The organism is Okeania sp. SIO3B5 (genome assembly GCF_010692555.1).
Classification (GTDB): domain Bacteria; phylum Cyanobacteriota; class Cyanobacteriia; order Cyanobacteriales; family Microcoleaceae; genus Okeania.
The window spans coordinates 1-11,271 of the sequence record NZ_JAAHHG010000326.1; the positions used below are offsets into that span (position 1 = coordinate 1).

7 protein-coding genes and 1 pseudogene are annotated in these 11,271 nt (G+C 41.3%); 3 read left to right on the forward strand and 5 right to left on the reverse strand.

The genetic code is table 11. The features are described from left to right. Positions 1 to 445 precede the first annotated feature (445 nt). From F6K54_RS30340 to F6K54_RS43885, 4 genes are all read right to left on the reverse strand, one after another. Positions 446 to 2,581 carry an FkbM family methyltransferase gene (locus tag F6K54_RS30340; protein WP_293086172.1) on the reverse strand — a complete coding sequence of 712 codons (2,136 nt, stop codon included), beginning with the start codon at positions 2,579 to 2,581 and terminating at the stop codon, positions 446 to 448. Between the two features lie 180 nt (positions 2,582 to 2,761). Continuing rightward, positions 2,762 to 4,114: a glycosyltransferase gene (locus F6K54_RS30345; protein ID WP_293086175.1), complete on the reverse strand. Its 1,353-nt coding sequence runs from the start codon at positions 4,112 to 4,114 to the stop codon at positions 2,762 to 2,764. A gap of 1 nt (position 4,115) precedes the next feature. Beyond that, positions 4,116 to 4,700 carry a hypothetical protein gene (locus tag F6K54_RS30350; protein WP_293086177.1) on the reverse strand — a complete coding sequence of 195 codons (585 nt, stop codon included), beginning with the start codon at positions 4,698 to 4,700 and terminating at the stop codon, positions 4,116 to 4,118. Positions 4,701 to 5,667: 967 nt separating this feature from the next. Then, a complete protein-coding gene (locus tag F6K54_RS43885) occupies positions 5,668 to 6,105 on the reverse strand; it encodes a lectin-like protein (protein ID WP_375342012.1) in 438 nt (145 codons plus the stop codon). On the opposite strand from F6K54_RS43885, the gene F6K54_RS43270 reads away from it, so the two are divergent. Continuing rightward, positions 6,054 to 6,170, forward strand: a complete 117-nt coding sequence (locus tag F6K54_RS43270) for a hypothetical protein (protein WP_366558278.1) — start codon at positions 6,054 to 6,056, stop codon at positions 6,168 to 6,170. The two genes, F6K54_RS43885 and F6K54_RS43270, sit on opposite strands and share 52 nt — an antisense overlap. On the opposite strand, the pseudogene F6K54_RS30360 reads toward F6K54_RS43270, so the two are convergent. Then, positions 6,169 to 8,214: pseudogene (locus F6K54_RS30360) on the reverse strand (putative Ig domain-containing protein); the annotation flags it as partial. The gene F6K54_RS43270 and the pseudogene F6K54_RS30360 overlap by 2 nt on opposite strands. Before the next feature lie 1,188 nt (positions 8,215 to 9,402). Here F6K54_RS30360 and F6K54_RS30365 point away from each other — a divergent pair. Both F6K54_RS30365 and F6K54_RS30370 read left to right on the forward strand, forming a co-directional pair. Next, the gene (locus F6K54_RS30365) at positions 9,403 to 10,515 is read left to right on the forward strand and encodes a putative Ig domain-containing protein (protein ID WP_293086183.1); all 1,113 of its coding nucleotides are present in this window, start codon (positions 9,403 to 9,405) and stop codon (positions 10,513 to 10,515) included. Positions 10,516 to 10,660: 145 nt separating this feature from the next. After that, on the forward strand, positions 10,661 to 11,271 hold a 611-nt coding region (locus F6K54_RS30370; RefSeq protein ID WP_293086184.1), incomplete at its 3' end, for a hypothetical protein.

Sequence of the window (11,271 nt, forward strand, 5' to 3'; positions counted from 1 at the left end):
CTGTTGAAGTACTCATGATAAGTTTTTCATCACTAATTATCCGGACATGATATAACTCCTGTCTCCTGTCTCCTGTCTCCTGACTCCTACCCTCACCCATAAGACTTTTTCAGCAAACCCTAAATAGGCTGTTTTGGGCTACCTATTTTTAGCGATCGCCTGTTTTGGGTTACCTATTTTTAGCGATCGCTTATCTTGACATTAGTGGACTGACACAGCTAAAATGGTGCAATAAGTGTAGGTTGGGTTGAGGGACGTTAGCGGAGCTTATCCGTTAGGATAAACCCAACATTAGTAAGGTTTTGTTTGGTTTCACTGCCGTTCAACCCAACCTACATTTTTAGGCGTGTCAGTCTACTACTAATAGCGTTAATGCGTAAGTCCTGATGATATCAACCGGACATGATATTGGCTATATTTAGGCTGAAAAATTGTGTACGTTCCACTACCTAAACAACGGCAAACTATTCCAAGGGTCAAAAGAAACCAACTTCTGGGATGGAAAATGGGGGCGACAGAAAAATTTGCCCTGTTGGTTGAGCATGGAAGCAGCAAAAGAAAAAGTGCTATTCGATATTGCTACAGCATCAGCGTGACTTAAGACATAAAAATCTCGATAAAACTCTGCCTCTGGTAACTCAACTCCCAAATCTTTTGCTGTTATCGGTTGATACTGAACAAAACACCCCAACACTGTTTCTACATTGTCGCTGGCAACATAAAGTATCGGGTCTTCTAGAGTATCCCAAAAACCCCGCAACCATTCGCCATACCATTCCCAAGGAGCTATCCAATGAGGAGAGATATAAAAATAATCTCCTAGTCGTAAATGTATTGCCACTATTGTCTTACTTTTTGCCCTCAGACTTTCCCAGGCAACCTGCATTTTGGCTTGAATTTCCTCAACTGGTTGAAATAGCGATCGCCAATATTCTTGGTGTTTGGCATAGTAAGCGGTGTGATATTGGAAATATCCCCAAAAATCAACGTTGCTTAAAGTTTCTGGGGAATTGACAATATGAGAAATTGACATATTGCTTTCTATATTTTCGGGAATAACTGGGAGTTGTTGCCTAATTAGGGGATCGTCTAACCCAAAAATCTTTTTTCCGATCCACTCTGGGGTTTCTACTCGCAAATTATGTTCTTTGGCATAGATTTTTAAGAAACTGTACTGGAACAGTTGATTGGCAAATCCGCCGTTGTGGCCTAGAGTTGACATGGTAATAGTTGGTTTCTTGACATAAAAAGCATCGCCCCAAGAATGATGATAAGGTGTGGTTGTTGCTATCCGATAAAAACCTGCTTTTTCCAGAAATTCGTCGATATCGTCAATTAAGGGACAACCTTGATAAATTTCCTCATAATTGACTTCAATATTAATCCCATCTACAAACTGCAACGCATTAGTTGCTCCTTGCAACGCTAATAATTCGGCTCCTTGAATGTCGATATTGAGCAGATTAAAATCTTCTGGTGGCAATTCTAATTCTGTCAGAAGACTATCCAGAGTTTTTGCCTCTACAGTTATTTTGGATATTTCTCTGGTATAGATACTCTGGTCGCTATCATCTTTTGGTGATAAAATCGAACTGCTTTGCTCATTAGCAGCAATGTGCAAATCTACCAAACCATTCCGCTCGCATAAAGCATAATTAGCTACTCGTACTTCTGGCATTCCTGCCATCTTTTTCTGGAGGCGATCGAATACTTGGGGGTTAGCTTCCACAAATAACACCTTTGTCATTCCCATATCTCGATATGCTTGAATTTCTTCCCCTTCATAAGCACCAATATGAATTACGCCCCTTGGTTGAATCGAATTTTGCGAACAAAGTTTTGCCAAGTCAAACATCTGGGGAAACTGCCCCAAAACTCCAGAAACAAAACGCTCGTTAACAGCTAAAAAGTTACACCATTGCCAGTCTTCATCTGCGGGCAAAAATTCCGGTTTGTAATCTAATTTGTTAGGCAAAATTTTAAACAAAGAATAGCGATATTGTTGTAGAAATTCAAAAACAGCTTTCAAGGAAATTCCTGCATCTTTAAAAGTATTGCCATATTCAAATTGGAGATAATCTATTTTGCCCGACTGCAACATTTTTGTTGCTCCTTTTAAGGCATCCAATTCGCTGCCTTCAACATCAATTTTGAGGAAATTAATCCGTTTAATTTGCCACCGTTGACAATAAGCATCAAGAGTGGTAAGCAAAATCGGAAATTGTTTGGGCGTTCCTAGATGAAAAACTGTTTCATCCTCAGAGTTACGGCGATATAAAGTATTAAGGAAGGGAGTACCTTGATAATCATAAAGTACTTTTATTTCTTCCGAGTTAGATAGGGCAAAATTATTGGCAACAACTTGCCCGAGACTAATTTTTTGGGCGAGATTACCTACTAATTTTTGATAAGTTTGGGGGTGAGGTTCAAAACTATGTATCTGGAGGCGATCGCCCCTGGATTGTTTTAAAACTTCATCAGTCCACTGACCGATATACGCACCGACATCAAACACAACATTTCCAGAACGAATAAATCTGGCAATGACATTTAATTCTCCAAGTTCAAGGGTAGCTTTCATTTTTTGGCTTTGGTGATTTGAGGTATGATATCATGTCCGCTTGAATATTTATACTTTGGAAGAGGGAAAGCAGAGGGCAGAAGGCAGAAGGGAAAGAAAGGTTCCAAAGGATAAGGTTTTTTTATCACTAATTATCCGGACATGATATAACCAGTTACAAAATCCTAAAACAATTACAAATCAATACTTTTGACTTTTGATTTTTAAATTTTGACTTCCGCGCAGCGGCGCTAGTCCTAACAAATCCTCGATCGCATCCACAGCTTTCCCAACACCATCTTCTGCTTGTAGCAGGCGACCTACACTAGCTGCTCGCTCTTGATAAATTGGGTCGAACAACAACTGCTTCAACTCCGCAGCTAATACAGCAGCAGAATAGCGATCGCGACTAACTTGCCGAGCTATGCCCAAACGCACAACTCGCGCTGCATTATCCGGACGATCAAACTTATCGGGGACTACCAACATCGGGCGACCTGCTAACATTGCTTCCCCAGTAGTACCAATCCCACCGTGATGCACCACTGCTGCCGATCTGGGGAAAAGTTCCGAGTGTGGGGCATATTCCACAGCGAGAGTGCCTTCTGGTAAAAGTGCTGGTGAAACCTTCTTTGCCTCCTCTCCCATCAATAAGACAGCTCTATATCCCAACTCTCTCAAGGCAGTGGCTGCTTCAATATAAAAATTACCCGGAGTCATAACCGCTATTGAACCCAAAGTAAAAGTAATGGGAGGCTCCCCACAATCTAAAAACTGCTTCAACTCCGCAGATAAACCCTCTGAATTTTGAGGACGATAAAAGGGAAAACCCGCGATCAGATTGGGGGAAGGCCAGTCTGGTTGTGGAGCTGCCAACAACTCTGAAAACAAGGCTAAAACTAAATATGGCGATTGCAAATCACTAACTAGAGGATGACAACTGGGTGCTAAACCAAGTTCCTTTCGCAGTTGTCGCCAAGGGGCGAAAAAAAAACGCGACCGCCACTTAGAATGCCTTGCTATGCTATCTTGCATTCCTGTTACTTGTATTTTCTCGTAATCAGAGAGGGGAATATTTCCGCTCCAAAGATAACTCTGAAGATCGTAAGCAGATAAGAAAGAGTAAGGCGAGAGAATACAAGATACCCAAGGGATGCCAATTTTTTCTGCCACCAGAGAACCTGCAAAAGTGAGGGGATGAGTTATTAGTAAATCTGCTCCGGTGCTTGCTGCCATTAGGTCCCTGTAACTAGCGCGTAAATGCGGCATTAACATATAACAGACAACGTACTCGATCGCTCGCCCTTGGGGCATCATCAGACTAAGAAATTCCCCATCTCCTTCAAAGTCTGGCAAACTATCAGGTCTAACTGGGTAAAATTCAATGCCTTGAGCTTCCACTTGTTGACGGTATCTCTCGCTAGTGGCGATCAAGGGGCGATGACCTCGTTTTTTTAAACCTTGAGCGATCGCTAGATAAGGATATAAGTCACCCAATGAACCAAAGGTAGTGAGCACAATGCGCTTACTGTGGGTTGTTTTGGACTGTGTCATTTCAGTTATCAGTTATCTGGTTGGTAGGGGTTTGTTGGCCTAGATATGGTTCGACCTCAATCGCTAATACATCTTCTGGTACATTATTGATTAAATAATTGTAAGTAGGTTTCTGGGTTTCGAGGGGCGATGGCAGGTTGCCAGTGGGGAAAGCAGACCAAGATTGGTCAAACTCCATCCACAGTTTCTGCAATTGATGATTAGTCGCACCATCGGCTAAAATTCGGGTTACCAGTTCATAGATACCCAATAACTCATCCAAGTTGTTACGAGCATAAATTCTGCCACTTGCTAGCGCTCCATCCACAGTTAATTTACCTGCTACAATATCTCTGAAGGTATGAGCATCACTAGAGAAATCTATTGAGTTTGGTGTTCCTGAATACTCAAAGTTCAGTTGAAGGCGATCGCCCCCCTGGGCACTTACTTGTAATATAGTACCATCAATAGCAATAGTCGCAGTTTTTTCAGACACAATATGCACCAAATTTTTCCATGTCTCCCCACCCTGGAGGCGAAGAGTTTCTATCAAGCTGCGTAACCATTTTGCTAATTGTTTCTGACGTTCTGTGATAGTATTTGTCATCGATTATACAGATTTTTTGCTGATTTATGAGTTTACAAGTAGCTCAAATTCATTGCCTTCAGCTACCTTAACTCTTAGTTCCATACGTTGAAAAATTGCCTTTATAGCATTACGCAAATAGATTAGGGCAATTATAGACACTCAAACTTAGTCAGGGATTACTTCTAACTTCTGACTTCTGACTTCTGACTTGCGCGTAGCGCTATAACTACCTGTGGATAATTGTTTCGAGCTTTAATTCCTTGTCTCTGTTGAGTCTGTAGGGACGTTGCATGCAACGTCCCTACTCCCCGCCTTCACAAAAAGACTTTTTCAGAAAACCCTATTTAAACTTATAAATTCTGGCAAGCAATGCCATTGTTTTCTGGATCGAGGTTGAAAGGATCTTTATTCTGGATTCTGAATTCTGGATTCTGGATTCTGAATTCTGGATTCTGGATTCTGAATTCTGGATTCTGGATTCTGAATTCTGGATTCTGGATTCTGAATTCTGGATTCTGGATTCTGAATTCTGGATTCTGGATTCTGAATTCTGGATTCTGGATTCTGAATTCACTATCTTATTACACCGATGCTACCGGATTTGATATAACTCACACTTGTACTCTAACTGTCTACGAAATTCGTAAAACCCCATATCAGCAACAGCCTTAGCTAGCTTGTGATTTGACATCATTCCTGTTTGGGAAAAGTCAAGTCAAAGTGCTTATACACTGCTTGAAGGTCATTAACCTAAAAAGCAGTGTAAATCTTAGCAAAAGTTTCCCTGAAATCTCCTCCTTTCAGACTCAATTTTCCAGTGATATCAAATCCGCTTAATTGGACATAAAAAAATTATCCAATTGTCATAACTATGCTCATCTTGTCTTATCTTTCTTCTCCTGAATTCAGCAATTGCAGAATTGCTGAATTCTAAAGACTTAACTATTCTATGGCTGTTTAACCGGATTTGATATGAATCAGTAACTTAGAATTCGTCACAAGCAGTGGAATCAGAATCACCATTGAGAGAATAATCGAGGTTTTCGGGTTCAACCTCAACAATACCCTGAACAGGCTCGCCGTAGTAAGGACCATCGTTTTCCACATCAGCCCAACCATCCGCAGGGTTACGGAAGTCACGCCAATTCATAACGACATAATCTTCGTCCTCACCACCATAATAGCCACTGTCAGGCTTAATGGGATGCCAGTATTCATAGTCAAAGTCTTGACCACTGATCCAGCTAAAGGTGCCTTCGTCATTCACATCATTGAGACCAATCCAGAACGGCTCGCCAGTGCCAAAAGTGCCCCACAGCCAGTCGTGTTCGATTTGATCGTTGATGGAAACAAGGTTGCCGTCTACCTCTTCTGCTTCAGCTTGGGCATCAGTCCAAGTGGCAACTTTGGTTAAGAAGTAAATATGTCCGTTGTCAGGATTGGTGTAGGTTTCCTTCAGAGAAAGCAAGGATTCAACATTCAGGCTAAAGCGATCGCTTACCTTTCCTCCCTGTCCATCATCTGCAGTTACTACCAAACAAAGAGTACCGATATCGGTTTTAGGAGGAGTACCGCTGAACATTCCTGTTGCCGGATCAAACTTTAACCAAGTAGGCAAAGAATCGCCATTAGCTAAACTCGCACTGAGGCTAAGTGGATCGCTATCCGGGTCACTAAAAGTTGTTCCGGGGACAGTAAAATTCAAAGGTTGAGTCACCACTGCGCTTTGATCGCTAACAGGATTAACTACCACAGGAGGATAGTTACCACGCTCAATAGTTAGAACAAAACCAGTGTTGACTTTGCCACCGTGGCTATCGTCTGCAGTAACAACCAGTTTAAGGGTTCCCACCTCAGCATTGCTAGGAGTACCACTAAATATTCCTGTAGCAGAGTCAAAGCTCAACCAAGTAGGTAAGGGATTGCCATTAGCTAAACTTGCAGTTAACCCGAGGGCATCCCCATCTGCATCCTCGAAAGTATTGCTAGGAATAGGGAAATTCCAAGGACGGCGGGAGTAAATCATTTGATCGTCAATGGGATTAACCACTACTGGGATGTCATTTTGAGGGATGACATTCAAGTTAAACGTTCCCGCAATTGGAATAACTCCATCTTCACCACCATCCGCTAATGTAAAACTAAAGCTGTCGGCAATGGTTTCTGAACCGTCGTGAACGTAGGTGACAAGACCTGCATTCAAATCAGCTTGGGTAAACTGAGTGGCATTTACTCCAGAAACCTGAATACTGCCATGACTAGGTTTAGCATTCAGAGTGTAGACTAAGTCAGCATCATCGTCATCTGGATCGGTTGCTTTGAGGTTAGCAGCTCCGATTATTACAGATTCTCCTTCATTTACCGTTGCACCATCATTAGTGATGATTGTCGGAGCATCATTCACTGCCGTGAATAGAATATCTACTGTAGTAGAATCTTTCATATTATTAGCAGTTTTACGAGTGATGTTCAGGTGACGGGTATCAGCATTGGGATTGTTAGAAATATTGTTATAAGTGACGCGTTCGCTAATTGCTTGTATTACAGCATCTGTAACGGAAGTAGCAGAAACTAAACGCACGTTATCTACAAACAAGCTTGCACCGAGGGCGAGTCCACCAGTTTTATCATAGGTACCGCAAACAAATTCAAACTGATACTGACCATCTGCGGGGATGATAGCACTGACAGAATTGAAAGGAACTGTGTCTCCACGTTTAGCGAACAGTTGAGTGCGGTTGTCGTCCCCGGTACCAAGAATTTTGTCGCTACCTGCCTCAATTAAAAAGCCAAAAACTTCGTAGGCATCACTTCCCTGCTGGGCGGAAAAATCAAGGGTGATACTGTCGTCTTTAAAGGCTTCAAAGGAATCACTACGAACATAAGGGCCGTGGAGAGAACCATTGCCTGAAGGACGATTGCTACCATTTGGGCCAGTGATGCCGCCATTACTGACTAGGCGCAAGGTGTAGTTGCCGCTGCGTACAGTTTTGTTGTTGATAGTAACGGTGTAGATAGCCCCAGAGGGGGTAGAAACAATAATATTGCCCGTGCCCGTGCTACCACCACTTTTGGTGAAATCATAGGCAATGCTTTGACCATTGAGGTTTTGGACAGTACTATAATTTTGTTGAAAGGCTGTCCAGCCAGTCAGATCTCCTGTTTCAAACCCGGCATTTGTCAGGGGACTGGAAAAGCGAATGGTTAAGTCTTTGCCATTAGTACCGTCTTCAGTTTCCAGGACTGAACCAATACGATTAGTACCAGATCCATTGCCTAAGAAAATGCTGCCGGAATTATCTACTGAGATTGCTCCTTTGGCATTGGGATTGGTGGCGCTGGTCAGGTTCAGTTGGTCGTTGGGGGTACCGTTACTGAGACTAAACCGCAGTTCACCGTCTCCATATTCTAAACCACCAGAAAAGTTGAGACCGCTGTTAATTGGAATCGGCGGACTACCTTCTATATATGTGACGGTATTGGGTGTGGCCTGAGCCATGCCAGGTCCGACGATCGTTAAGGCGATCGCCATTAAGACTGCTATCAGCGACTTACAAAGTTGTTTGATCACTTTTAAACTCCATTGTTTCTATTAATCAGGAGTAGTCAAGCAAATAAGCTTGATTGAGGCTAAGGACATTTATTTCTTTAACTAGCTCAATCGTTACTCTTAGTTTTTTTGACTGTTGCGATGAATTGATTACATTTCATAGTTAAGAATATTTCAGGAAAAAAGTCAATAAAAAATCAGGGTAAATTTACGATTAAAAAATTCAGGTTATACAATTTATTAAGAATTATATTATCAGGCAGAAAAGCTTGTTTGGACTGGAGTATGGGCTTTTTATCTACAGGTTTTGAGACGCTCACAGGCGAAGGCAGAAAGACTATGAAGTGGTTAAATTAATTGAATATGATATCATAGTGTTTTTGACTCCAATTTGAGATTGAATAACATAAATCCTATATTCTCGATCGACCGGAATTATTCACAAAATTTAATAGTAAAGTTTTAAATAAATATTGATTTTGGTAGATAATTGAGTTAAAAAGTAGATGAAATATACCTGGGTTTTTCATTCATAGGACTTACGCAGATACGCTATATATAGTACTCATAACTATTGTCCAATAGTTACTGTACTCTATACACAGTGTCTGTGCGTAAGTCCTGATTCATCAATTAGACATCTAGACATCTCCAGAAAATAAACTTGCCCTTTATTTGCTATAAATTAGACATCTCCGATGATTAAAAATCAAATTAATTATTGCGCATAAATCATTAATTCTTTCCCCCTACTCCCTACTTCCTACTCCCTACTCCCTCTTTTCCGGAGATTTTTATTAAATCAATATCCCTATATGCTAGAATTTCAATTAACTGCAGATTCTGAAGTTTAACGATCGCCCTTCCTATCAATCTGGGTCGAGTTTGGTGAATTGACCTGAAAGTAACGAAAAAAATCAAGGTAAGTTGAGTCCAACCTTATCAATTCAAGGTTAGTCTCAAGACAGATTGTGCTGGCTTTTTTGAGAGGGCGAGAACCTCCGATTAAGCCTACGCGCTATTGCTGTTTTTGACATTATTTATTGACTTTTAACAATATTGGTGTTAATTTCTGCGATCGCAACAAATAACTTCCGGTTGAACTGGAATAATGTTGTGATTGTTATTGAATAGATAAAAACTATGAAAAAAATTCTCATGTTGATGCTCATGGGTTGTCTGGTCATCCTCTTAGGCTTCCAAAGGCCAGCGGCTGCTGATCGTATAGACCAAGTGCTGGCAGGTCTCAACCGCAACCATCGGGCGATCGGTCAAGTCATCCCCGATCTTCATACCCTGGAAGTTGGGCGGGACAAAATAAGTCGGTGTCCCGAAGGCGGGTTGACTGATAAGACCATCTTTAATGTCTATGGCTCTTCTAATTATGTGCCTGAGTACCGTAGTGGCTTCTATGGATGTTTGAAGTTACAACATCTGACTTTTTACGACTATAGTGAGAGAATCTTGAATTTACCTAATTCTGAAAACCGGGTGGTTAATATTCCTTCAAAATCCGGTCATCAATTGGGACGTTACTTTACACGGCAGTACCCTGAATTAGCAATTCTAGGGGTGAATATTGCAAGAAGACCTTTTAACACAGATATTTTAGATGTCGATCTGAGTGACGATTACGATGGCTCAAGACCTAGGGTAGAACGAACATTCCAAGTCGATAGTAATGCTGTTATCTGGGAAAAAATACCTAGTAATAGTCGTTATGCCCCCACCGTTCATCAGCTCTTGATTGCAGAAGACACTCGTGCTTCAGAACTCACAGGGAAACCTCAACACTCTACTCTATCTAACGGAGGTAATCGTTTTGGTATGAGCCTCTTGACTTTTGTACGCGCAAGACCTAAGATTACATATCATAACTTCAAGAATTTCTACTTAGTTTTGTTCGGTTCTTATTCAACAGCGATCGATCAGAACACCATTGAGAATATTGTTAGGGCGATTAACACAGGAAATCCTCCCTCACTCTTTAGTGTCAATCCCAATTTCAGTTTTCCAAGGTTAACAGTTAATAGTACAACCAATCTACCCATCGATGTTTCAACTGCTTTTATTTCCTCTGTAAAGACCTCGTATTACAACATCTCTGATGCCAAGCTACCCGATGGATTGAAATTTGACCGACCAACAAAAAGTATAATTGTCGATCCAAATGCTCCCCTTCCTGCCGGGCCAAAACGTAGTAGGCTTTATCATGTTCCGATCACCGTTGACGATGGCAATGGTAATACACGTACCGAGACTTTTGATTTAATCGTTAATTGATTGGAAAAGCAGGTATGATAATGGCAAACAGCAGAAGGTAAATAGAAAAGCTCTTTGGTATAGTCATTAGAGCAAGTATGAATCTTATCTACTTCGTCACTTTTGTTTTTTTCAACATAATCATTGTTTTTTGAAAGTAAAATCCATGAAACAACTAACATCGTACTTAATTGTCCTGACTTTGAGCTTGGCAACTTGGATAGTTCAGCCAACTCTAGCCCACAGTGGAACTCTCAACGGCATTCATATTATTACAGCCTCAGACTTGAATGCTCCTACAGGCAACATCACTTTTAATGAACTGTCCGAAAATACTTACGAACCAGTGTACACTCCTGCTGAATATGGTGGAGACACTACAGCTCCTACTGTGACATTCAAAGCAATGTTTGAAGGTCAAAGTTATTCACAAAATGATTGTCCAGGGGTAACAGTTTTTGGTTGCATCATTGGGAACCCAAGCAAGCCCTTATCCTTATCTACAGATCCCCTGACTCGTGGAATTAGTATTGTCGCTGCTGACTCCAGCTTCTCAGATAGTAGAGCCATTGCTACTCAACAGAATGCAGCTTATAGCATCTTGTTCGACAAAGATTTGGCCCGTGTGGGAATAACAGTAGGAGACCTTGACACAGTAGGTGCTGTCAAAGTCAAAGTTTTTGATCGCAACGGAGGACTATTGGGAGAGGTAACTAATAGTAAAACTGGTACAGAGTATCTTGGTTTTGCCACTGATGACGACAAAGAGAAAATTGC